This is a genomic window from Actinomadura sp. DC4, assembly GCF_030406325.1.
Classification (GTDB): Bacteria; Actinomycetota; Actinomycetes; order Streptosporangiales; family Streptosporangiaceae; genus Actinoallomurus.
On record NZ_JAUEQY010000024.1, the window covers coordinates 159,784 to 182,472 of the forward strand.

The window sequence follows — 22,689 nt, forward strand, 5'->3', positions numbered from 1 at the left end:
TTGACATCGTGAACGATCTCAACGAGCTGGCCGCCGCGTACGGCGTCGAGACCTCCTACAGCGACTGGCGCAGGCGACCGGCGGACGTCCCGCCCGACACGATCAGGGCGGTCCTGACCGCGCTGGGCGCGGACGTCTCCTCGCCGGGCGCCGTACGCGACGAGCTGGAGCGCCTGCGGCAGGAGCGTGAGGCCCGCCTGCTGCCGCCGGCCGTGGTCGCGTACGCGGGGGAGGACGTCACCGCGCCCGCGGGCGCGGCCCTGAGCGTCGCGCTCGCGGGCGGCGGGGAGATCGCCCTGCTGCCGGTCGGCGAGGCCTACCGGCTTCCGCCGGACATCCCGCTCGGCGGCCACATGCTCCACGCCCGCCTCCGCGACCGTACGGCGAGCGCGCCGCTGCTCGTCGCCCCGCCGCGCGCCCCCGATCCGGGGGAGCGCGCCTGGGGTTTCATGGCCCAGCTCTACTCCGTGCGGTCGCGCGGCTCGTGGGGGATGGGCGACCTGGCCGACCTGCGCCGGCTGGCGAGCTGGAGCGGCGCCGACCTCGGCGCGGGCTTCGTGCTGGTCAACCCGCTGCACGCGGGCGAGCCGGCCCCGCCGATCCGGCCCTCGCCGTACCTCCCGATGAGCCGCCGCTTCACCAGCCCCCTCTACCTGCGGCCCGAGGACGTGCCCGAGTACTCCTCGGCCGGCCCGGACGTCCGCCACCGCGTCGACGAGCTGGCCGGCCCGGCACGCCTGCGCGACCACACGACCGCCGAACTCGACCGCGACGCGGTCTGGGCCGCCAAGGACGCGGCGCTGCGGCTGCTGTACGCGCTGCCGCGCACGCCCGGCCGCGAGGCCGCCTACGCGGCGTTCCGCGAGCGCGAGGGCACCGCGCTGACCGCGTACGCCACCTGGTGCGCGCTGGCCGAGGTGCACGGCGCGGACTGGCGCTCGTGGCCCGGCGTCCTGCGCGACCCGGCGTCGGCCGGCGTGGCCGCCGAGCGCGAGCGCCTGGCGGACCGCGTCGGCTTCCACGCGTGGCTCCAGTGGCTCCTGGACGATCAGCTCGGCGCGGTGCAGGCCGCGGCACGCGCCGCCGGCATGCCGATCGGCGTGGTCCACGACCTCGCCGTCGGCGTCGACCCGGGCGGCGCGGACGCCTGGGCGTACCAGAACCTGTTCGCCCAGGGGATGACGGTCGGCGCGCCCCCGGACGCCTTCAACCAGCGCGGCCAGGGCTGGGGCCAGCCGCCCTGGCACCCGCAGCGGCTCGCCGCCTCCGGCTACGCGCCGTACCGCGACATGCTGCGCCACGTGCTGCGGCACGCGGGCGGCCTGCGCCTCGACCACGCCATGCAGGTGTTCCGGCTGTGGTGGGTGCCCGACGGCGCGTCCCCGGCCGACGGCACCTACGTCGCGTACCCGTACGAGGAGATGCTCGGCGTGCTGCTGTACGAGGCGCACCAGGCCGGCGCGGTCGTCGTCGGCGAGGACCTCGGTACCGTCGAGCCGTACATGCGCGAGGTGTTCGCCGACCGCGGGGTGTTCGGCACGTCGATGGCCTGGTTCGAACGCGACTCCGGCGGGGCGCCGCTGCCGCCGCCGAAGTGGCGCGAGCTCTGCCTGGCCACCGTGGCCACCCACGACATGCCGCCGGTCGAGGGCTTCCTGCACGGCGACCACATCGCGCTGCGCGAGCGGCTGGGCCTGCTGACCCGCCCGGCGTCGGAGGAGTACGCCGAGCAGGAGCGCTGGCTGCGCGAGTGGCGCGACCTGCTCGCCGCGCTCGGCCTGGACCCGTCCGACATGACGGCCGCACTGCACGCCTTCCTGGCGCGCACGCCGTCACGGCTGGTCGGGATCTCGCTGGCGGACGCGGCGGGCGAGCGGCGCACCCAGAACCAGCCGGGCACGACGGATGAGTATCCGAACTGGCGGGTGCCCCTGACCGGCCCCGAGGGACGCCCGGTGCTCCTGGACGACCTCCCGGCCGACCCGCACCTGCTGAAGGCGATCGAACCCGTACGCGCCCGCCTCGGTTAGCCGTCTTCGAGGATCGCCACGAGGCGGTCGGCGACGTCGCGCAGGAGGGTGTCCGGCCGGATCTCGCGGCCGGCCGCGATGGAGAAGACCTCCGGCAGGCCCGGCAGCGGGTAGCCGGACACCTCTCCCAGGACGCGCTTGCCGAGCGGCAGGCGGCCCAGAGAGGTGCGGGAGCGGGCCCAGGCGTCGGAGACCTCTTCGGGGTTGGGCACGCCGAACCCGTGGCCGACCGGGGCCGCGTGCCGCAGGCGTACGAGCGCGCCCTCCGCGAACTCGTGCGCGATCCTGCAGCGCTCGGACAGGTCGCTCCTGACGTCGGGCTCCAGGCGGTTGACGACGTCGCACGGCGTGCGGCAGGACACCGCGCAGGTGCACAGCGCGGAGGCGACCGTGCTGTGCTGCCGGTCGAGGTAGTTGCGCCAGCCCGGGCCCGGCTCGCCCGCGACGCGGAGCGCGCGCTCGGCGGCGGACTGCTGGGGGCGGGTCAGCGCGCAGTCGCGGAGCCGGGTCGCGCCGCCGGTCACGCCGAACCTGCTGCCCGGCCCCGACACGGATGCGGGCAGCCGCCCGGGATCGCCGGCGTGCCCGAGCACGGGCTCCCACGCGAGCAGCGGAAGGTATTCGGCGGCGATGTGCACCGCGGCCACCAGCGCCGCCATCTCACGGCGTACCCAGCGTGCCTCGATGACCTCGAGCAGCAGGCCGTACGCGGGGCGCAGCGTGCGCAGCGCCCCGCGGGAACGTTCCTTGGCCGACTGCGGCATCCGGCTGGCCCGGGCGCGCGCCAGGAGGTGCTCCGGCACGCGGTACGCGTCGACGACCGGGTCGCCGGTGCGCTCCGGCATGCCGAAGTCCTCCGCGTCGAGGTCGATCAGCCGCTGCCCGAACGAGCACAGCAGGCGCACCTCCGCCGCGACGGGCGACGGCAGCCGCGCCGCCCCGGCCTCGCACAGCGCGGCCAGATCGCCGAAGGCGTACCGCCGCGCGAGCGTCGTCAGAACCTCGCGGGCAGTCTCCACCCGTTCACTCTGTCACGGCAGGGCGCGCCCAAGCTGCCCTTATCCGGTATGTCAGCTTGCCGACCGGTCCTTGACCTGCGCCCGCATCGCGCGGGAAACGCCGTCGCGGCCCTCCATGAGAAGCCGCCGCAGCGCGGGCGGCGGATCCTGTTCGGCGAGGTAGGCGGTGGTGCGGTCGACCGTGCTCTGCTCGGTCACCAGGAACGGATAGGCCACCTCGGCGAACGTGCTCGACATGTCGCTGGACCAGGAGGACCAGATCCGCCCGACCTCGGCGAAGTACTTCTCGACGTACGGCTCCACCAGGGCGGTGTCGTCCACGTCGAGCAGGCCGCCGAGCGTGGCGCGGAACACCGCGTTCGGCAGGTCGCCGGCGACGATGCGCTCCCAGGCGGCCGCCTTGGCCTCCGCCGTCGGCACGGCCGCCTTGTCGCCCGCGGCGTGGCGCTCGCCCGCCGCGGTCGGGTCGCGCCGCAGCTCGGCGTCGATCTCATCCTCGGCGGCGGCGCCGCGTACGACGAGACGACGCAGCAGCGACCAGCGCAGATCGGTGTCGATGACCAGCCCGTCGAGCTCGACGGAGCCGTCGAGCAGCCCCTTGACGTAGGCCAGGTGCTCCTCCGACGTCGCCACCGAGACGAACGCCCCCGCGTAGGTGAGCTGGAAGTCCGAGCCGGCCTCGGCCTCGGTCATCAGCTCGTGCATCGCGTCGGCCAGCAGCGCGAAACCGGTCTCGCGCCACGACGGGTCGGCGTACTGCCGTACGGCCAGCCGCGCCTGCCGCAGCAGCGACTGGGCCACCGCGACGTCGGTCACGCCGCGGATGCCGGACAGCACCAGCTTCACGTAGTCGCGGGCGGCCACCTCGGCGTCACGGCACATGTCCCACGCCGAGGACCAGCACAATGCGCGCGGGAGCCCGTCGGTGATGCCGCCGATGCCGTCGATGAGCGTGGCCAGCGAGTGGTCGTCGAGACGGATCTTGGCGTAGGTCAGGTCGTCGTCGTTGACCAGGACGAGGTCCGCGCGCGCCTCACCGACCAGCTCGGGCACGTCCGTACGCGCGCCGACGACGTCGAGCTCGACGCGCTTGCGGCGCACGATGCCCTCGTCGGTGCGGTCGTACAGGCCGATCGCGACGCGGTGCGAGCGCAGCGTGGGGTACTCCTGGGGAGCCTCCTGCAGCACGGCGAACGAGGTGAACGCCCCGTCGTCGCCGACCTCGTACGAGGGGCGCAGGGTGTTGACGCCGGCCGTCTCCAGCCACTCCTTCGACCAGGACGTCAGGTCACGGCCGGAGGTCTCCTCCAGCGCGTCGAGCAGGTCCGACAGCGAGGTGTTGCCCCACGCGTGCCGGTCGAAGTAGCTGCGGACGCCGCTGATGAAGTTGTCCCGCCCGACGTAGGCGACGAGCTGCTTCAGCACGCTCGCGCCCTTGGCGTAGGTGATGCCGTCGAAGTTGACCTCGACCGCGCGGATGTCCGGGATGTCGGCGGAGATCGGGTGCGTCGACGGGAGCTGGTCCTGCCGGTACGCCCAGGTCTTCCACAGGTTCGCGAACGTCGTCCACGCGCCGGTCCACCGGGTGGCCTCGGCCTCGCACATCACGCTCATGAACGTCGCGAACGACTCGTTCAGCCACAGGTCGTCCCACCAGCGCATGGTGACGAGGTCGCCGAACCACATGTGCGCCATCTCGTGCAGGATCGTCTCGGCGCGGCGCTCGTACGCGGCGTCGGTGACCCGGGACCGGAAGACGTAGTCCTCCAGGAAGGTCACGCAGCCGGCGTTCTCCATCGCGCCCGCGTTGAACTCCGGCACGAACAGCTGGTCGTACTTGTCGAAGGGGTACGGCCGCGCGAAGGTCTTGCGGAAGAAGTCGAAGCCCTGCTTGGTGACCTCGAAGATCGCGTCGGCGTCGAAGTACTCGGCCAGGCTCGCGCGGCAGAAGGCGCCGAGCGGAATGACCTGGTCGCCCTGGCGGTACTCGTCGCGCACGACGTGGTACGGGCCGGCGACGAGCGCGGTGATGTAGGTCGAGATGCCGGGCGTGGCCGGAAAATGCCAGCGGCCGTTATCGGACGCGTCCGGCGCGTTGTTGGTGATGACCTGCCAGTCGGCCGGGGCGGTCACGCTCAGCTCGAAGCGCGCCTTCAGGTCGGGCTGGTCGAAGCAGGTGTACATCCGGTGCGCGTCGCAGGTCTCGAACTGTGAGTAGAGGTAGACCTGCTTGTCGACGGGGTCGACGAACCGGTGCAGGCCCTCGCCCGTACGGGAGTAGGTCGCGTCGGCGACCACGCGCAGCTCGTTGGCGGCGGCCAGCCGCGGGAGCGGGATGCGGCCCTTGTCCGGGTCGTAGGAGCCCGGGTCGAGACTCTGGCCGTTGAGCGTGACCTCGCGGACCTTGGCGCCGTGCAGGTCGACGAACGTCGAGCTACCGGGATCCGCGCAGCCGAACCTGATCGTGGTGTCCGAGACGAACGTCTCCGGCCCCGTCGTCAGATCGAGGTCGACGTTGTAGGCCTCCACGGTCAGCAGCCGGGCGCGGTCGCGCGCCTCATCGCGCGTCAGGTTGCCAGCCAAGTGAACTCCTCGCCTCAAATGCATGAATGCGACGTCATTGTCCATCCCACCGTACGGCCCGCTGACGGGCGCACGGAACGGCACGCTGCCACACCATCTAACCCGCCGGAATGGGATCTTGGTCCAAACTCTCAGCAAACCCTAAGGTTGGAATGCCCTGGAGCGTACGCGGGTTGGCCCGGTAGAGAAACATGTCCGAACGCTTTTGGAGGCTGCGGTGGCCGACGCCGAACGCACACCGGTTGACTTTTGGTTCGACCCGAGATGTCCATGGGCCTGGATCACTTCGCGATGGATTCTCGAGGTCGAGAAGCTGCGTCCGATCGAGGTGCGCTGGCACGTGATGAGCCTGTCCGTGCTCAACGAGGGACGTGACCTTCCGGAGCAGTACAAGGCCTTCATGGAGCAGGCATGGGGGCCGGTGCGCGTGTGCATCGCCGCCCAGGAGAAGTACGGCCCCGAGGTGCTAGGGAAGCTCTACACCGAGCTCGGCACCCGCATCCACAACGACCGGCAGCCGCAGAGCCGTGAGCTCATCGAGGACGCGCTGGAGGCCGCCGGGCTCGACCGCGCGCTGGCCGACGCCGCCGACACCGACGAGCGCGACACCGCGCTGCGCGCCTCGCACAACGACGGCATCGAGCGGGTCGGCTACGACGTCGGCACGCCGGTGATCTCGGTGGAGGGCGCGTCGTTCTTCGGCCCGGTCGTGTCGCCGATCCCGCGCGGCGAGGCCGCCGCGAAGCTGTGGGACGGCGTGCGCCTGGTCGCCGAGACGGACGGCTTCTTCGAGCTCAAGCGCAGCCGTACGCGCGACCCGATCTTCGACTGAGCCCGCGTGGGCGGCCCTCACCGGAGGAGGGCCGCCTCTTCAGCTCTCGGAGTCGCGCAGCGCGGCCGACCAGCGCTGCTCGATGCGCCCGAACTTCCACACCGCGAGGGCGCCGACCCACGTGAGCAGCAGCACGCCGGTGATGACGAAGCCGGCCGTGTTGAGGTCGAGGGCGCCGACCCAGTTCCAGAACGTCCCGTGCAGGCCGAAGCGGTCCTGGGCGACCTGCAGCAGCTCGGTGCCGCCGATGACGAACGCGAACGCCACCGAGATGCCGGTCAGCACGATGTTGTAGAAGATCTTGCGGACCGGGTTGGAGAACGCCCAGCCGTACGCGAAGTTCATGAACGTGCCGTCGAGGCTGTCCCACAGTGCCATGCCCGCGGCGAAGATGATCGGCAGGCACAGGACGGCGTACCAGGGCAGCGAGCCCGTGGAGGCGGCCGAGCCCGCCAGCGCCAGCAGGCCGACCTCGGTCGCGGTGTCGAAGCCGAGCCCGAACAGGAAGCCCAGCGGGTACATCTGCCACGGCTTGGTTATCGCCTTGGTGAAGCGGCCGAGAATGCGGTTGAGGAAGCCGCGGTTGTTGAGCTGCTCCTCCAGCGCCGCCTCGTCGTACACCCCGCTCCGCATCTCACGGAAGACCTTCACGATGCCGAGCAGGATGACGAGGTTGATGACCGCGATGACGGCGAGGAAGGTGCCCGAGACGGTCGGGCCGATCGTGCCGGTGACGGTGTGCAGGCCGGATTGGTCGTCGGAGATGCCATCCGAGAGATCATGGGACAGGGCCTTGATGCCGAGTCCGAGCAGCACGCACGCGATGAAGACCACCGACGAGTGCCCGAGCGAGAACCAGAAGCCGACCGAAAGCGGACGCTGGCCGTCGGTCATGAGCTTGCGGGTGGTGTTGTCGATCGCGGCGAGGTGGTCGGCGTCGAACGCGTGCCGCATGCCGAGCGTGTACGCGGTCAGCGCGATCCCGACGCCGAAGAGCTTTCCGTCGCCGAGGTGGTAGTGCCCCGGAACGACGAGCAGGAGCAGGAGTCCCCAGCCGACGACGTGCAGCAGGACGACGAAACCGGTCATGCCGGCCAGGCGTCCCCACTCGGCCCGGCTGGGCCTCGCGGGTCGTCGGGGGACCGCGGCGCCGGAGGGAGAGGACATGTCGCCATTCAATCCTTGTTGCGACTTGTTCGCAACAGCTACCTCCGCGCCACCTCCCACCCGAGTGTTCATTCACTGTTGTGGGTGGTCCGCGCCCGCTCGCCGGGGAAGGATGTGCACATGCGCGATGTGATTTATGCGGGCGGCGCCTGGGCGGACTCCTCGGCTCCGGAGACCATCGACGTCATCAACCCGGCGACCGAAGAGATCATCGACCGGGTGCCCGCGGGCACGGCGGCCGACGTGGACCGGGCGGTGGCGGCGGCACGCCGGGCGCTCCCCGGCTGGGAGGCGACGCCGCCGGCCGAGCGCGCGGCCTACCTGCGGGGGGTCCTCGACGCCCTGCGGGCCCGCCAGGAGCACCTCGCGACCCTCATCGCGACCGACCTCGGCGCGCCGTACCAGGTCGCCCTGAAGGTCCATGTGGGCACGCCGATCGCGGTGCTCACCGGCATCCTCGACATCCTGGAGGCGTACGACTTCGCGGGCCGGCGCTGCGGCAACTCCCTCATCGTCCGTGAGCCCGTCGGGGTGGTCGGCGCCATCACGCCGTGGAACTACCCGCTGCACCAGGTCGTCGCCAAGGTCGCGCCGGCGCTCGCCGCCGGCTGCACCGTCGTGCTCAAGCCGAGCGAAGTCGCGCCGCTCGCCGCGTACGCGCTGGCCGACATCATCGACGAGGCCGGCCTGCCACCGGGCGTCTTCAACCTCGTGTCCGGCCTCGGCCCGGTCGTCGGCGAGGCCATCGCCGCGCACGAGGGCGTCGACATGGTGTCCTTCACCGGCTCCACCCGCGCGGGCAGGCGCGTGGCCGAGCTCGCCGCGGCGTCGGTCAAGCGGGTCGCGCTGGAGCTCGGCGGCAAGTCGCCGAACCTCATCCTCCCCGACGCGGACCTGCCGACCGCGGTCAAGGTCGGCGTCGCGAAGGCCTACGTCAACTCCGGGCAGACCTGCAACGCGCTCACCCGGATGCTCGTGCCGAGCGTGATGCTCGAGGAGGCCGTCGAGCTCGCCGTCAAGGCGGCGGAGCGCTACACGACGGGCGACCCCTTCGCCGAGGACAGCCGCCTGGGCCCGCTCGCCTCCCGCGCCCAGCTCGAACGCGTCCGCGGCTACGTCGAGACCGGCATCGCCGAGGGCGCGCGGCTGGCCACCGGCGGCACCGAGGCGATCCCGAGCCGCGGCTACTACGTCCCGCCGACCGTCTTCGCCGACGTCACGCCGTCCATGACGATCGCGCGAGAGGAGATCTTCGGCCCGGTCCTGTCGATCCTGACGTACGAGTCCGAGGATGAGGCCGTCGCCATCGCCAACGACACCCCGTACGGCCTCGCCGCCGGGGTCTGGTCGGCCGACCAGGAGCACGCGGTCGCGGTCGGGCGGCGGCTCAAGGCCGGCCAGGTCGAGGTCAACGGCGGGCGGTTCAACCCGATCGCGCCGTTCGGCGGTTACAAGCAGTCCGGGAACGGACGCGAGCTCGGCCTGCACGGCCTGGAGGAGTTCCTGGAGCTCAAGTCGCTCCAGCTTTGACCGGGCGACGGTGTGCCGCGCCCGCCACACCTGACAGACTTTGCGCCATGCACGTCTATCTCGGTTCCGACCACGCGGGGTTCGAGCTGAAGCAGCACCTCGTCACGTGGCTCACCGCACAGGGCCACGAGCCGTTCGACTGCGGGCCGCCCGCCTACGACGGCGAGGACGACTATCCGCCGTACGTCCTGCTCGCCGCCGCCCGTACGGTCGCCGACCCCGGCTCGCTGGGCATCGTCATCGGCGGCTCGGGCAACGGCGAGGCCATCGCCGCGAACAAGGTCCGTGGCGTACGCGCCGCGCTGGCGTGGAACGAGCAGACCGCCGAGCTCGCGCGCGAGCACAACGACGCCAACGTGATCAGCCTCGGCGCGCGCATGCACACGGCCGACGAGGCGACGCGCTTCGTGGAGATCTTCCTCGGCACCCCGTTCTCCGGCGTGGAGCGCCACGCCCGGCGCATCGCGATGCTGGGGGATTACGAGAAGACCGGAACTCTTCCCGCGCCTCCCGCCGCGCCTTCTGTCTAGGCCTTGGCGGCGCGGCGCTTGGCGAGCCGCCGCTTTTCGGCGCGGCGACCACGGCTGGGCTGGGCGGACGGCTGCGCCGCGGGCTGCTCGGCGGGCTCCTCCGAGGGCAGCGGCGCCTCGTCCTGCGGCCGGATGCGGGAGATGTCGCGCGCCCGCATCGCCGCGTCGACCGTGACGCGCATTCCCTGGCCCATGGGCCGCCTCCCGACATCGTGGTGTGCTTCTGATCTCCCCGGGGCGGCTCGGGCGAAACCCGGACAGGGCGGGCGGCGGGCCGCCGCTTGCGGCCCTTCGGCCGGATTCGGCCAGTAGATTTCGGCCAGTCTTGATTTGTGTAGGGTGTGCCGCCTTCCAGCGCGGACGGCTCGATGCTCGATACAGTGCCCGCATCATGCTGAGCCGTCTCGTGCACCTGCTGCCGCCGAGAGTCCGCGCGTTCCTGCGCCGGATACCTCTTCTCGTGTGGCTCTACCGGTGGGCGCGGCGGGGGCATCTCACGCGAGACCGAAACGCCCTGATCGGACTGATCGTCGTCACGGCCGCGCTCGCCATCTCCGCACCGGCGTCGCAGACGTGGTTCTCCCCGAGCGCCGTGGTCCTCACGGTCCTGGCGGGCGGCCTGATCCTCCGCCTGCGCAGCCTCGGCGTACTCCTCGGTGTGGTCGCCGCGGCGCTGGTGTACGACGCCGTCGCGGTCGGCTTCCGCAAGGTCGGCCCCGGCGTGATAGCGACCATCGTCGTCACCGCCGTCCTCGCCATCGTGCTCGCGCGCAGCCGCCAGCAGCTCGGCGTCAAGGGCCTGCGCGGCGAGCAGATGCTGCTCGAACTCCGCGACCGGCTCCGCCGCCACGGCGAGATGCCGTCCCTGCCCAAGGGCTGGGGCGCCAAGGTCGTGCTGCTCCAGGCCGGCGGATCCTCCTTCGGCGGCGACTTCGTCGTGTCGGTCTGCGACGGCAAGACGCTGGAGGTCGCCCTCGTCGACGTGTCCGGAAAGGGCGTCGACGCGGGCACGCGAGCACTCATGCTCTCCGGCGCGTTCGGCGGCCTGCTCGGCTCGGTGGAGACCGACCGGTTCCTCCCGGCGTGCAACGACTACCTCCACCGGCAGCGCTGGGACGAGGGCTTCGTCACCGCCGTGCACCTGGTCATCGACCTCACCACGGGGGAGTACGTCGTGGAGTCCGCCGGGCACCCGCCGGCCGTGCAGTTCGACTCCGGCAGCGGCACCTGGCAGGTCAGCTCGGCCAAGGGCATCGTCCTCGGCGTCGTCCCGCGGATGAGCACCGAGCCCGAGCGCGGCACGCTCCGCCACGGCGACGCGATGCTCCTCTACACCGACGGCCTGGTCGAGGCACCGGGCCGCGACCTCGACGCGGGCATCGACCGCCTGCTCGGCGCGACCGAGCGCCTGGTCCCGAGCGGCTTCGCCGAAGGGGCCGAAGAACTCGTCGCCGAGATGGCCGCGAGCCGCGACGACGACTGCGCGATGGTCCTGATCTGGCGCAAGTGAATCAACGGCTCGTGTCGCCGGGCACGGGCTTCGCATACCTGGCAGGCTGGTGTCATGAGCACTGTCAAGTTGCGGCCGATCGACGAGGAACTCCTGCCGCGCCTGCTCGACGTTGCCGTGGCCGGCGCCGACCCTGAAGAGGTCATGCCCACCGTCCCCGGACCGTCCGGCTGGACCCCCGAACGCCGCACCGCGTTCGGCGACCACTACTCATCCGCTCCCGCGTACGCCATCGAGGCGAACGAGCAGATCGTGGGAGCGACGCGACTCACCCCGGCCGAGGCGCCAGGCGCCGCCGAGGTCGGCATCTGGCTGGCCCGCCCCGCCCGCGGCAAGGGCCACGGCACCGAGGCCCTCCACCTCCTGGTCGAGGAGGCACGCTCCCGGGGCGTCACCGCCCTGATCGCCGAAACCACGACGTCGAACGAGGCGGCCGTCGGCGCCCTGCGCACGCTGGGCGCGAAGCTGTGGGAGGACCCGGAGTCGGGCGCCGTCCACGCCACCCTGAGGGTCGGGGACTGGATCGAGGGCGGCATCGGCCGCTGAGGTCTTGTTTCGGTTTTCGGCCCAGGTCAATGGTTGCCTGGGCCGTTCTCTCTGTCGAGGCGGCGGAATGAACGAGCACGAGGTGAACCGGACTCCGCTCGACGGCGACGCGTGCTGCGCCGCGTCGGAGGACACCGGGCGCGACCCCGGCTGGGCACGGGCGGCCGGACGGGCGAGGGCGCTGTCGTGGGCGAGCCTGATCTGGATGACCGTCGAGGGGGCGGCGGGCCTCGCCGCCGGTATCTCCGCGGGGTCGATCGCGCTGATCGGCTGGGCGATGTCGAGCGTCGTCGAGGGACTGGCCAGCGTGATCGTGATCTGGCGCTTCACCGGCTCGCGAACACTCTCCGAAACGGCCGAAGGCCGGGCGCAGAAGGCCGTCGCGGTCTCCTTCTGGCTGCTGGCTCCGTACGTCGCGATCGAGTCGGCCGCGTCGGTCATCACCGGCCACCACGCGGACACCAGCGGGCCGGGCATCGTCTTGACGGCTCTCTCCCTGGTGCTCATGCCCGGCCTGGGCATCGCGAAGAGGCGGCTCGGCGCCCGCCTGGGCTCAGTCGCCACGGCCGGGGAGGGCACGCAGAATCTCCTGTGCGCCTATCTGGCGGGCGCGGTACTGCTCGGCCTGGCCGCCAACACGCTCTTCGGCTGGTGGTGGCTCGACCCGCTGATCGGCCTAGCCGTCGCGGCCGTGGCCGTCCGGGAAGGCGCGAGCGCCTGGCGCGGCGACGACTGCTGCTGACCGCCTTCCCGGCGGGGCGCGCCGTTGACGGAGCGAAAGGCCCACGTCCCGGAATGCCGGTTGACCTGGGCCGTCGTGGTGTGGAGCGGGCGACGGGAATCGAACCCGCGTAGCCAGTTTGGAAGACTGGGGCTCTACCATTGAGCTACGCCCGCGTGGCCTGGGACCCTTGGTCCCGGTACGTCACCCGCGTAGCGTACCGGCTTTCGGCCCTTTACCGCGCACCGCCACACGACACCGCCCGATCATGATCAGCACTTAATGTTGCCCGCGCTCGTCGCCGTCCGGGCTACACTCAACTCGTTCACGGGCTGTAGCGCAGTTTGGTAGCGCACCGCGTTTGGGTCGCGGGGGCCGCCGGTTCAAATCCGGCCAGCCCGACGGGGCGGGCATTCCTACTCGCCGCTTTGGCGGCTTCGCGGGGGCCCGCTATTCCTCCCGGGGGGACGACCCCCCGGAGCCCCCCGATGTTCGGCTCGCCTTCGGCCTTGCCTCACTTCCTCGGCTCGCCTTCGGCGTCGCGTCTCGCGTCTCGCGTCTCGCGTCTCGCGTCTCGCGTCTCGCGTCTCGCGTCTCGCGTCTCGCGTCTCAGGTCTTCGGCTTGATCTTTGTGCTCGAATTCCGCGGCACGTCGCGCATTGTGCCTCGCACTGTCTTTTCTCGGCCTGCGGTGCCGTCCCGTCGTCCCGCCGTGCCCCGTGCCCCGCGTTGCTCCCGCCCCGCCCCGGGCCTCGTGCCGCCCCTGGCCGTGCCGCGCGCCGTGCCGTCCCGCGCCGCGCCCTATGCCGCACCACACCGTGCACCACACCGCGCCGTCCCGCCCTGGGCCCGCACCCCATGCCGTCCCGTCCTGGCCAGCCCGCCCCGCGCCGTGTCGTCCCGCACCGCGCGCTGCACCGCACCCTGCCGTCTCGCGCCCCGTGCCGTCCCGCCCCGGCCCGTGTCGCACCCCGCCCGGCCCCGCACCGTGCCGTGCCGTGCTGCCCGGGCCCGCGTCGCACCCCGCCCTGGGCCGTGCCCCATGCCGGCCCGCACCGTGCCGTCCCAGCCCACCCCGCGCCGTCCCCCGCCCGGTGTCGCCCCGCGCCCCGTCGCGTCGTCTCGTCTCGTCTCTTCTCTTCTCGTCCGGGTTGCTCCCCTACCGCACACCCAGTCCCGCGTGTTGACGCTTGTCGAGTGCCGGGTTGCCCCGTCGCGGGCCGTTTCGCACGGTTTCGCTCCGCCTCGTCCATCTCGCGAAATGGCTCCGGCTCGTACCACCCCGTACCTTGTGCCGACCCGTGCCTCGGGCTTATTCCGCCCGGCCGCCGGTCTCACTCATCCTGTTTCAGGCGGCGGCCGTGGATTAGTTCTGGGGTGATGGCTATGTAGTGGGCCGGCTCGCCGGGGGTCCAGGGGTTCAGGGGGAGAGCGTGTAGCTGCTCTAGTTCCGAGGCTTCCGTCACTACGCGCGTGTGGCCCACCACCACGACTGACCAGCCTGTTGTCAGGTTCTGGTCGAACTGGTCGATTTCGAAGGCGACCACTGCGTTCCGGGCGGCTGCGGCCAGTTTTGAGCCGGCCGAGGTGAGGATGACGACATCCCCGTCGGCCATGGTGAAGTTGACCGGCTGGATGGCGGGAAGGGCGCGGTCGGTGAAGACGATTCTGCCCAGGGGGACCTGGGTCAGCAGGGCGCGGCACTCCTGCTCGGTCAAGATCTTCAGACCTTCTGTGTCGTACACGGGGACACGCCTTCAACCTGTCTCGCGGTTCTGCGGCGGGTGGCCCCGGGGTTTCACTCGTGTTGCTGCTTCGACGCTAGCCATGGCCGGTCGGGCGCCGAGGGTCCGAAGCTCCCCGGTTCCAGGGACGAAGGTCCCACGGCGGCCCGTACGGGCCCGTCCGCCGAGGCCCCGGAGGTGGCCCGCGGGAGCCGCTTTCGGAATACTTGGCGACGCATTGCCGCCCCGACTGTCCGCGGAGACGCCGGAACACCATAGACTTTGTGCGCGAAGGCGCGGCGACGCACTTTCAGGTGCCCGCGTCCCGGCTGACTACGCAGCCGCCACGACATCCAAACCGGGAAATCCGTGCCGCGGCCGGATCAAGGAGACCGCCCAAGTGAAGACCGATGTGGAGGAGCTGAGCCCGACACGGGTCAAGCTCACCGTCGAGGTGCCCTTCGACGAGCTGAAGCCCAACCTCGAAAAGGCGTACAAGGAGATCTCGCAGCAGGTGCGCCTCAAGGGGTTCCGCCCCGGCAAGGTGCCGGCCCGCCTGATCGACCAGTACGTCGGCCGGGGCACGGTCCTGCAGGAGGCGGTCAACGACGCGCTCCCCGGCCTGTACGGCCGGGCCGTCGAGGAGACCGAGCTGTTCGCGCTCGGCCAGCCCGACGTGGAGATCACCGAGCTCGAGGACAACGAGCAGTTCGCCTTCACCGCCGAGGTCGACATCCGGCCGAAGTTCGAGGTGCCGGACTACGACGGGCTCGAGATCACCGTCGACACGGTCGAGGTGACCGACGAGGAGATCGAGGAGACCCTCTCCAACCTCCGCGAGCGCTTCGCGACGCTGACCAACGCCGAGCGTCCGGCCGAGGAGGGCGACTTCGCCTCCATCGACCTGGCCGCGACGGTCGACGGTGAGGACGTCGAGGACGCTCGTACGAGCGGTTACTCCTACGAGGTCGGCAGCCGCAGCTCCGTCGAGGGCCTGGACGACCAGATCGTCGGCATGAACGCCGGCGACTCCAAGACCTTCACGACGACCCTGGTCGGCGGTGAGCACGAGGACCAGGAGGCCGAGGTCACCGTCACCGTGCACAGCGTGAAGATCAAGGAGCTGCCCGAGCTCGACGACGAGTTCGCCCAGCTCGGCAGCGAGTTCGACACGATCGAAGAGCTGCGCGCGGACGTCCGCAAGCGGCTCGGCGACCAGAAGCGCGGCCAGCAGCTCGGCCAGGCTCGTGACAAGGCGCTCGAGGCGCTCATGGAAAAGCTCGACATCCCGCTCCCGGAGAGTGTGATCGAGAGCGAGATCCAGCGTCGCAACGAGCAGCTCGACCAGCAGCTCCAGATGTACGGCATGAGCCGCGACAAGTACCTCGAGGACCAGGAGAAGTCCGAAGAGGACTACGACCAGGAGATCAAGGACGGCGCCCGTGAGGCCGTCAAGGGCGGCTTCATCCTCGACCAGCTCGCTCTGCAGGAGGAGCTGACCGTCGAGAACGAGGAGCTGACCGAGTACGTCGTACGCAACGCCATGCAGATGGGCGTTCAGCCGGACGTGCTCGCCAAGCACCTGACGGAGAACGGCCAGATCCCGGCAGTCGTGTCCGAGGTCCTGCGGACCAAGGCCCTCAACCTCGTCGTCGAGCACGTCAAGGCGACCGACGAGAACGGCGCCGACGTCGACATCGCTGCCCTGCAGCGGCAGGAGTCGGGCGAGGACGAGGACGACGCCGAAGAGCAGACCGCCGCCGTGGAGACCACGGAGGCGGCGGCCGAGCCGGAGGCGGAGACCGAGGCGGAGCCCGAGGAGAAGAAGGCCGACGCCTGATCCACTTCGTGACACCGAACGGGCCGGCGCGACACGCGCCGGCCCGTTCGCGTGTGCGGTGGACCATCGCGGCCGGGCTTCCACGCCCACAGCGAACATGCGACCCTGGCGGCCAAAGCCCTCGCCGCAGCGCGTTAATGTCGCAAGCAACCGACCACGAACCACGATTCCGGAGCAGGTGACGCAGTGACCACGCCTCCGACCTTCGACCGGCCGGCGCCCGTACAGGCGCGTACGGCCGAGGCGCCCCTTCTGCCGTTGGGGGATCAGCTCTACCAGCGTCTGCTGCGCGAGCGGATCGTCTTCCTCGGACAGCAGGTCGACGACGACATTTCCAACCGCATCTGTTCGGAGCTGCTGCTGCTCGCGGCCGAGGACTCCCGGCGGGACATCTACCTGTACATCAACTCGCCCGGCGGCTCGGTGACCGCGGGTATGGCGATCTACGACATGATGCAGTACGTCCCCAACGACGTGGCGACGGTCGGCATGGGCCTGGCCGCCTCGATGGGGCAGTTCCTGCTCTGCGCCGGCACGGCCGGCAAGCGTTACGCCCTGCCGCACGCGCGCATCATGATGCACCAGCCGTCCGGCGGCATCGGTGGTACGGCGTCCGACATCAAGATCCTCGCCGAGCAGATGCTGTACGTGAAGCAGACGCTGGCCGAGCGCATCTCTTTCCACACGGGCCAGCCGCTCGAGCAGGTCCAGAACGACTCCGACCGTGACCGCTGGTTCACGGCCGACGAGGCGAAGGACTACGGCTTCATCGACCACGTCGTGCACAACGCCAACCAGGTCGCTTCTGAGGGCGCGGTGTCATGAACATTGACCGGAGGGGACTGAACCCGATGAGCGATCAGATCCGGGCCGGTATTCAGCCCATGGAGAGCCGCTACATCATTCCGTCGTTCGTCGAGCGCACCACGTACGGGGTCAAGGAGATGAACCCGTACAACAAGCTCTTCGAAGAGCGGATCATCTTCCTGGGCGTCCAGATCGACGACGCGTCCGCCAACGACGTGATGGCCCAGCTGTTCACGCTGGAGTCGATCGACCCCGAGCGTGACATCAGCATCTACATCAACTCGCCCGGCGGCTCCTACACCGCCATGACGGCGATCTACGACACGATGCAGTTCGTCCGCTGCGACATCCAGACGGTCTGCATCGGCCAGGCGGCCTCGGCCGCGGCGGTGCTCCTGTCGGCCGGCACGCCGGGCAAGCGCGCGGCTCTGCCGCACTCGCGGATCTTGATCCACCAGCCGGCCACCGAAGGCGGGTATGGTCAGGCCAGCGACATCGAGATCCAGGCGAACGAGATCCTGCGGATCCGTGCGGAGATGGAAACGATCCTCTCGCGGCACAGCGGCCAGGACGTCGAGAAGGTGCGCCGGGACATCGAGAGAGACAGATTCCTCACGGCGGAGGAGGCGAAGACTTACGGTCTCATCGACGACATCATCGAGAGCCGCAAGAAGCGCGCTTCCGAGGTAGTGTCGTCGTAAGCGGCCAACGAGTGACCCTCAGGTGTCCGTCAGATTGACCGCACCGGAGGGCTCACTCACCGCCCGCCAGGCGGTAACGTCGAGACAACGTCGAGAGCCTCAGCACGTTCCCTCGCCTCGCTTTTCCGAGGGTGAGCGGTCCACGTAAAGGAGACAGGGTGGCACGCATCGGCGACGGTGGTGACTTGCTCAAGTGCTCGTTCTGTGGAAAGAGCCAGAAGCAGGTCAAGAAGCTCATCGCGGGCCCGGGCGTGTATATCTGCGACGAGTGCATCGATCTCTGCAACGAGATCATCGAGGAAGAGCTCTCCGAGTCATCCGACCTCAAGTGGGACAACCTGCCGAAACCGCGCGAGATCTACGAGTTTCTCGACTCGTACGTGATCGGGCAGGACAAGGCCAAAAAGGCCCTGTCGGTGGCGGTGTACAACCACTACAAGCGGATCCAGTCGGGCAGCGGTACGCGGGACGAGAGCGTCGAGCTCGCCAAGTCCAATATCCTGCTGCTCGGCCCGACCGGCTCCGGTAAGACACTCCTCGCGCAGACGCTCGCCAAACTGCTCAACGTTCCCTTCGCCATCGCCGACGCGACCGCCCTCACCGAGGCCGGTTACGTTGGCGAGGACGTCGAGAACATCCTGCTGAAGCTGATCCAGGCCGCCGACTACGACGTCAAGAAGGCCGAAACCGGCATCATCTACATCGACGAGGTCGACAAGGTCGCCCGCAAGAGCGAAAACCCGTCGATCACGCGTGATGTGTCCGGTGAGGGCGTCCAGCAGGCGCTGCTGAAGATCCTGGAGGGCACCACCGCGAGCGTTCCGCCGCAGGGCGGGCGCAAGCACCCCCACCAGGAGTTCATCCAGATCGACACCACCAACGTGCTGTTCATCTGCGGTGGGGCGTTCGCCGGTCTGGAAAAGATCGTCGAGCAGCGCGTCGGCAAGCAGGGCATCGGTTTCAACGCGGTTTTGCGCACCAAGGACGACGAGGGCGACATCGCGGACCTGTTCGCCGATGTCATGCCGGAAGATCTGCTGAAGTTCGGGATGATCCCGGAGTTCGTCGGCCGGCTCCCGATCATCACGAGTGTGCACAACCTCGACCGTGAGGCACTGATCAGCATCCTCACCGAGCCGCGCAACGCGCTGGTGAAGCAATACCACCGGCTGTTCGAGCTCGACGGGGTCGACCTGGAGTTCTCCGACGACGCCCTCGAGGCCATCGCGGACCAGGCCATTCTTCGCGGGACCGGCGCGCGCGGGCTGCGCGCCATCATGGAAGAGGTCCTGCTCTCGGTCATGTACGAGGTGCCGAGCCGCGCCGACGTCGCCCGTGTGGTGATCACACGCGAGGCGGTGCTCGAGCACGTCAACCCGACGCTCGTACCCCGGGAGCGCACCAAGCGGGAGCCGCGGGAGAAGTCGGCCTGATCAGGGCGTCTTTTCCATGTCGTCGCGCATCGACAGGAGCAGTCCTGCCGTTTGCGCGGCGTCGCCCGCGTCCGTGGTGATCACGCCGAGCGTGCCCTCGTCGGCCCATCCGCAGGTCGCCAGCGTGGCCTGACCGGTGCTGAGTTGGTCCAGGCACATGACCGTACCCTTGAGACGGCCCGCCGGATAGCCGCTCGGCTTCCGGTCACTGGTGCCCGTACTCTCGGCCAGGCCGCCGATGAACTCCTTGAGGCGTTCCTCTGGCTGGTCGATATGCCCGGAAGCCCCGATGAACAGCACGGTCTTACGCGCCTGGGCAGGCTCGTGGTACACAGCGGTGAGCGGATTCGGCATGCCGGCGGCCTTCAGCCGTTCCCGCTGCCGTGAGATCAGCTGTTGCGTGCCGGGGGAGTCGTCGCGCTGCAGGCCGCCGGCCTGCGCCGGGGCGTGCAGCATCCGCGTCGGTGCCGCCATGATCGAGATGAGCACGATCGCGGCGCCGACCAGGGCGCCCATGGCCAGCGCGGCGCTGATCCCGGCGCCGGCCCACATGCCGCGCGGCGACTCCAGATCCGTCGCCGTACCGTACGGCTGCGCCTCCTGAGTCTCCTGCGCCTCGATGGCGCGGGTCCGCCGGATCGCGCCCACCACGAAACCGCCGGCGAGGCCGAGCATGGCGATGCCGACGATGAGGATCGCGATGGCGAGGAACACCGTCATCGGACCTCCCTCCCGCCGGCCGCGGCATGTCTCATTAACCGAATCCCGTATGCCTGATCACTGTGCGTCAACATTGTCCCCCGTACGGCGGCGCCACCCCAGTAGCGAAACCGGCCCCGACCGTGTTGCCGGACGGCCGTGCGGGTGCATCCCCGGTGCTTCCCCCGGGGCGTGCCATCGAACCCGGCATTCTTCCGTACTTCCTCGGATCTGCGGGGCGAGACCACGGTTCCCGTGGAACCTCCGTACACTCCGACGCGTGACTTCGCGCGATGATCTGCCGACTCAGTACACCCCGGCCGACGTCGAGACACGCCTCTATGAGCGCTGGATCGATGGCGGCTACTTCACGCCCGCCGCCGTACCCGGCGCGTCCGCCTACTCGATCGTGATCCCCCCGCCGAACGTGACCGGTTCACTGCACGTCGGCCACGCCCTGGACCACTCGATCCAGGACGCGCTCGTACGACGGCAGCGGATGCGCGGCGTCGCGACGCTGTGGCTGCCGGGCATGGACCACGCGGGCATCGCGACCCAGAACGTCGTCGAGCGCGAGCTCGCCAAGGAGGGTCTGTCCCGGCACGACCTCGGCCGCGACGCCTTCGTCAAGAAGGTCTGGGAGTGGAAGGGCGAGTCCGGCGGCAAGATCCTCGGGCAGATGCGCCGCCTCGGCGACGGCGTCGACTGGAGCCGCGAGCGCTTCACGATGGACGAGGGCCTGTCGCGAGCGGTGCAGACGATCTTCAAGCGGCTGTATGACGACGGGCTCATCTATCGCGCCGAGCGCATCATCAACTGGTGCCCGCGCTGCCTGACCGCGCTGTCCGACATCGAGGTCGAGCATTCCGACGACGACGGCGAGCTCGTCTCGATCCGGTACGGCTCCGGCGACGACTCGATCGTGGTCGCCACGACCCGGGCGGAGACGATGCTCGGCGACACCGCCGTCGCGGTCCACCCCGAGGACGAGCGCTACGCCCACCTCGTCGGCCGGGAGATCGAGCTCCCGCTGACCGGCCGGCACATCCCGATCGTCGCCGACGCCCACGTGGACCCCGCGTTCGGCACGGGCGCGGTCAAGGTGACCCCGGCGCACGACCCGAACGACTTCGAGATCGGCCGGCGTCACGACCTCGAGGCGCTGACCATCATGGACGAGCGCGGCGTGATCACCGCGCACGGGCCGTTCGAGGGCCTCGACCGCCTGGAGGCCCGGCCCGCGGTGGTCGACGCGCTGCGCGAGCAGGGCCGCATCGTCGCCGAGACCCGCCCGTACGTCCATGCTGTCGGGCACTGCTCCCGCTGCAAGACGGTGGTCGAGCCGCGCGTCTCGCTGCAGTGGTTCGTCCGCGTCGAGCCGCTGGCCCGCGCCGCCGGCGACGCCGTACGCGACGGCCGCGTCCGTATCGTCCCTGAGGAGATGGCCCCGCGCTACTTCGAGTGGGTCGACAACATGCACGACTGGTGCATCAGCCGCCAGCTGTGGTGGGGTCACCGCATTCCGGTCTGGTACGGCCCGGACGGCAGCTCCGTGTGCGTGGGCCCGGGGGAGCAGGCGCCGGAGGGTTACACGCAGGACACCGACGTGCTCGACACGTGGTTCTCCTCGGCGCTGTGGCCGTTCTCGACGCTGGGCTGGCCGGACGACACACCCGAACTCCGCACGTTCTACCCCACGTCCGTGCTGGTCACCGGCTACGACATCCTGTTCTTCTGGGTCGCCCGGATGATGATGTTCGGCCTGTACGCGATGGACGGCGTCGAGCCGTTCAAGGTCATCGCGCTGCACGGCATGGTGCGCGACCAGTTCGGCAAGAAGATGTCGAAGTCGTTCGGCAACGTCGTCGACCCGCTGTCGTGGATCGAGCAGTACGGCGCCGACGCGACGCGCTTCACCCTGCTGCGCGGCGCGAATCCGGGCGGCGACGTGGCCGTCAGCGACGAGTGGGCCCAGGGCTCGCGAAACTTCTGCAACAAGCTGTGGAACGCGACCCGCTTCGCCCTGCTGAACGGCGCGACGGTCCGCGAACTCCCGGACGCGCCCACGGTCGCGGACCGCTGGATCCTGTCCCGCCTGTCGTCCGTCGTCACCGAGGTGGACGCCCACTTCGAGAACTACGAGTTCGCCAAGGCGTGCGAGACGCTGTACCACTTCGCCTGGGACGAGTTCTGCGATTGGTACGTCGAGCTCTCGAAGGTCCCGGGCATGAGCGCGGACGCCCCCGCGGTCCTGGGGCGGGTCCTGGACGTGCTGCTGAGGCTGCTGCACCCGCTGACGCCGTTCGTGAGCGAGCAGCTGTGGACGGCGCTGACGGGCGGAGAGACGCTGGTGACGGCGGCGTGGCCGGAGCCGCCTTCTTCCCCCGATCCGGAGGCGGAGGCGGAGATCGCGGGCCTGATGCGCCTGGTGACGGAGGTCCGGCGGTTCCGTTCGGACCAGGGGCTGAAGCCGGGACAGAAGGTGGCGGCCGAGCTGGACGGCATCGACCCGGGCCACGAGGCCGCCGTACGGACGCTGCTGCGCCTCACGCCGCCGGGAGATTCGTTCTCGCCGACCGCGTCGCTGCCAGTGGACCGGGTGACGGTACGCCTGGACACGGCGGGAGCGATCGACGTGGCCGCGGAACGCGCCCGGCTCCAGAAGGACCTGGCCGCCGCCCGCAAGGAGATCGCCCAGGCGGAGGGGAAGCTGGGGAACGAGCAGTTCATGTCCAAGGCGCCGGAACCGGTGGTGACGAAGACCCGAGCCCGCCTGACCCAGGCGCGGACGGACGCGGAGAGCCTGGAAGGGCGGCTGGCCGTCCTACCGGTGTCATAGCCCGATAGAAGGCCAGGGTCCCCGGCACGGGTGACCCTGGCCTGGGGTGTGGGCCTGGGGTGTGGGCCTGGGGTGTGGGCCTGGGGTGTGGGCCTGGGGTGTGGGCCTGGGGTGTGGGCCTGGGGTGTGGGCCTGGGGTGTGGGCCTGGGGTGTGGGCCTGGGGTGTGGGCCTGGGGT

The 22,689-nt window shown here is 70.3% G+C and carries 18 protein-coding genes and 2 tRNA genes; 13 read left to right on the forward strand and 7 right to left on the reverse strand.

What is annotated here, in order from left to right; all coding sequences use genetic code 11:
• The first annotated feature begins 8 nt into the window (after positions 1-8).
• On the forward strand, positions 9-2,030 hold the full coding sequence (malQ, locus tag QWU11_RS33200; protein WP_290118440.1) for a 4-alpha-glucanotransferase: 2,022 nt from the start codon (positions 9-11) through the stop codon (positions 2,028-2,030).
• On the opposite strand, the gene QWU11_RS33205 is transcribed toward malQ, so the two are convergent.
• Positions 2,027-3,049 (reverse strand): hypothetical protein, encoded by a 1,023-nt coding sequence (locus QWU11_RS33205; RefSeq protein ID WP_290118441.1) that lies wholly within the window; start codon positions 3,047-3,049, stop codon positions 2,027-2,029. The genes malQ and QWU11_RS33205 overlap by 4 nt on opposite strands.
• A 51-nt stretch (positions 3,050-3,100) precedes the next feature.
• The gene (gene pepN / locus QWU11_RS33210; RefSeq protein ID WP_290118442.1) at positions 3,101-5,632 is read right to left on the reverse strand and encodes an aminopeptidase N; all 2,532 of its coding nucleotides are present in this window, start codon (positions 5,630-5,632) and stop codon (positions 3,101-3,103) included.
• 217 nt (positions 5,633-5,849) lie between these two features.
• Between pepN and QWU11_RS33215 the strand changes: the two genes are divergently transcribed.
• Positions 5,850-6,464: a DsbA family protein gene (locus QWU11_RS33215; protein ID WP_290118443.1), complete on the forward strand. Its 615-nt coding sequence runs from the start codon at positions 5,850-5,852 to the stop codon at positions 6,462-6,464.
• Positions 6,465-6,503: 39 nt separating this feature from the next.
• On the opposite strand, the gene QWU11_RS33220 is transcribed toward QWU11_RS33215, so the two are convergent.
• Positions 6,504-7,631 carry a HoxN/HupN/NixA family nickel/cobalt transporter gene (locus tag QWU11_RS33220; RefSeq protein ID WP_290118444.1) on the reverse strand — a complete coding sequence of 376 codons (1,128 nt, stop codon included), beginning with the start codon at positions 7,629-7,631 and terminating at the stop codon, positions 6,504-6,506.
• A gap of 120 nt (positions 7,632-7,751) precedes the next feature.
• On the opposite strand from QWU11_RS33220, the gene QWU11_RS33225 reads away from it, so the two are divergent.
• Both QWU11_RS33225 and QWU11_RS33230 read left to right on the forward strand, forming a co-directional pair.
• A complete protein-coding gene (locus tag QWU11_RS33225) occupies positions 7,752-9,161 on the forward strand; it encodes an aldehyde dehydrogenase family protein (protein WP_290118445.1) in 1,410 nt (469 codons plus the stop codon).
• Positions 9,162-9,208: 47 nt separating this feature from the next.
• A complete protein-coding gene (locus QWU11_RS33230; protein WP_290118446.1) occupies positions 9,209-9,691 on the forward strand; it encodes a ribose-5-phosphate isomerase in 483 nt (160 codons plus the stop codon).
• On the opposite strand, the gene QWU11_RS33235 is transcribed toward QWU11_RS33230, so the two are convergent.
• The gene (locus QWU11_RS33235; RefSeq protein ID WP_290118447.1) at positions 9,688-9,885 is read right to left on the reverse strand and encodes a hypothetical protein; all 198 of its coding nucleotides are present in this window, start codon (positions 9,883-9,885) and stop codon (positions 9,688-9,690) included. The two genes, QWU11_RS33230 and QWU11_RS33235, sit on opposite strands and share 4 nt — an antisense overlap.
• Before the next feature lie 197 nt (positions 9,886-10,082).
• Between QWU11_RS33235 and QWU11_RS33240 the strand changes: the two genes are divergently transcribed.
• The 3 genes from QWU11_RS33240 (at position 10,083) to QWU11_RS33250 (ending at position 12,489) form a co-directional block, all read left to right on the forward strand.
• On the forward strand, positions 10,083-11,201 hold the full coding sequence (locus tag QWU11_RS33240; RefSeq protein ID WP_290118448.1) for a PP2C family protein-serine/threonine phosphatase: 1,119 nt from the start codon (positions 10,083-10,085) through the stop codon (positions 11,199-11,201).
• Positions 11,202-11,255: 54 nt separating this feature from the next.
• Positions 11,256-11,747 (forward strand): GNAT family N-acetyltransferase, encoded by a 492-nt coding sequence (locus QWU11_RS33245; protein WP_290118449.1) that lies wholly within the window; start codon positions 11,256-11,258, stop codon positions 11,745-11,747.
• A gap of 67 nt (positions 11,748-11,814) precedes the next feature.
• Positions 11,815-12,489 (forward strand): cation transporter, encoded by a 675-nt coding sequence (locus QWU11_RS33250; protein WP_290118450.1) that lies wholly within the window; start codon positions 11,815-11,817, stop codon positions 12,487-12,489.
• An 81-nt stretch (positions 12,490-12,570) separates the two neighbouring features.
• Here QWU11_RS33250 and QWU11_RS33255 read toward each other — a convergent pair.
• Positions 12,571-12,644, reverse strand: a tRNA-Gly gene (locus QWU11_RS33255).
• Positions 12,645-12,796: 152 nt separating this feature from the next.
• Here QWU11_RS33255 and QWU11_RS33260 point away from each other — a divergent pair.
• Positions 12,797-12,870: transfer RNA gene (locus QWU11_RS33260), tRNA-Pro, on the forward strand.
• Positions 12,871-13,802: 932 nt separating this feature from the next.
• Here the strand turns inward: QWU11_RS33260 and QWU11_RS33265 are convergent.
• Entirely contained in the window at positions 13,803-14,213 is a 411-nt protein-coding gene (locus tag QWU11_RS33265) for a pyridoxamine 5'-phosphate oxidase family protein (protein WP_290118451.1), read from the reverse strand.
• A 379-nt stretch (positions 14,214-14,592) separates the two neighbouring features.
• On the opposite strand from QWU11_RS33265, the gene tig reads away from it, so the two are divergent.
• The 4 genes from tig to clpX all read left to right on the forward strand — a co-directional run bounded on the left by tig (position 14,593) and on the right by clpX (position 18,973).
• Positions 14,593-16,032: a trigger factor gene (gene tig, locus QWU11_RS33270; RefSeq protein WP_290118452.1), complete on the forward strand. Its 1,440-nt coding sequence runs from the start codon at positions 14,593-14,595 to the stop codon at positions 16,030-16,032.
• A gap of 186 nt (positions 16,033-16,218) precedes the next feature.
• Positions 16,219-16,857: an ATP-dependent Clp protease proteolytic subunit gene (locus QWU11_RS33275; RefSeq protein WP_290118453.1), complete on the forward strand. Its 639-nt coding sequence runs from the start codon at positions 16,219-16,221 to the stop codon at positions 16,855-16,857.
• A 26-nt stretch (positions 16,858-16,883) separates the two neighbouring features.
• On the forward strand, positions 16,884-17,540 hold the full coding sequence (locus tag QWU11_RS33280) for an ATP-dependent Clp protease proteolytic subunit (RefSeq protein WP_290118454.1): 657 nt from the start codon (positions 16,884-16,886) through the stop codon (positions 17,538-17,540).
• A 158-nt stretch (positions 17,541-17,698) separates the two neighbouring features.
• A complete protein-coding gene (gene clpX / locus QWU11_RS33285) occupies positions 17,699-18,973 on the forward strand; it encodes an ATP-dependent Clp protease ATP-binding subunit ClpX (RefSeq protein WP_290118455.1) in 1,275 nt (424 codons plus the stop codon).
• Here the strand turns inward: clpX and QWU11_RS33290 are convergent, their stop codons facing one another.
• A complete protein-coding gene (locus QWU11_RS33290) occupies positions 18,974-19,693 on the reverse strand; it encodes a hypothetical protein (RefSeq protein WP_290118456.1) in 720 nt (239 codons plus the stop codon).
• A 259-nt stretch (positions 19,694-19,952) separates the two neighbouring features.
• Here QWU11_RS33290 and QWU11_RS33295 point away from each other — a divergent pair, with 259 nt between their 5' ends.
• Positions 19,953-22,511 carry a valine--tRNA ligase gene (locus QWU11_RS33295; RefSeq protein WP_290118457.1) on the forward strand — a complete coding sequence of 853 codons (2,559 nt, stop codon included), beginning with the start codon at positions 19,953-19,955 and terminating at the stop codon, positions 22,509-22,511.
• Positions 22,512-22,689 lie beyond the last annotated feature (178 nt).

Bases quoted from the DNA above. Each gene is read 5' to 3' on its own strand.
- QWU11_RS33220 (WP_290118444.1), bottom strand. From the start codon at position 7,631: ATGTCCTCTCCCTCCGGCGCCGCGGTCCCCCGACGACCCGCGAGGCCC.
- QWU11_RS33225 (WP_290118445.1), top strand. From the start codon at position 7,752: ATGCGCGATGTGATTTATGCGGGCGGCGCCTGGGCGGACTCCTCGGCT.
- QWU11_RS33230 (WP_290118446.1), top strand. From the start codon at position 9,209: ATGCACGTCTATCTCGGTTCCGACCACGCGGGGTTCGAGCTGAAGCAG.
- QWU11_RS33235 (WP_290118447.1), bottom strand. From the start codon at position 9,885: ATGGGCCAGGGAATGCGCGTCACGGTCGACGCGGCGATGCGGGCGCGC.
- QWU11_RS33240 (WP_290118448.1), top strand. From the start codon at position 10,083: ATGCTGAGCCGTCTCGTGCACCTGCTGCCGCCGAGAGTCCGCGCGTTC.
- QWU11_RS33245 (WP_290118449.1), top strand. From the start codon at position 11,256: ATGAGCACTGTCAAGTTGCGGCCGATCGACGAGGAACTCCTGCCGCGC.
- QWU11_RS33250 (WP_290118450.1), top strand. From the start codon at position 11,815: ATGAACGAGCACGAGGTGAACCGGACTCCGCTCGACGGCGACGCGTGC.
- QWU11_RS33280 (WP_290118454.1), top strand. From the start codon at position 16,884: ATGAGCGATCAGATCCGGGCCGGTATTCAGCCCATGGAGAGCCGCTAC.
- QWU11_RS33290 (WP_290118456.1), bottom strand. From the start codon at position 19,693: ATGACGGTGTTCCTCGCCATCGCGATCCTCATCGTCGGCATCGCCATG.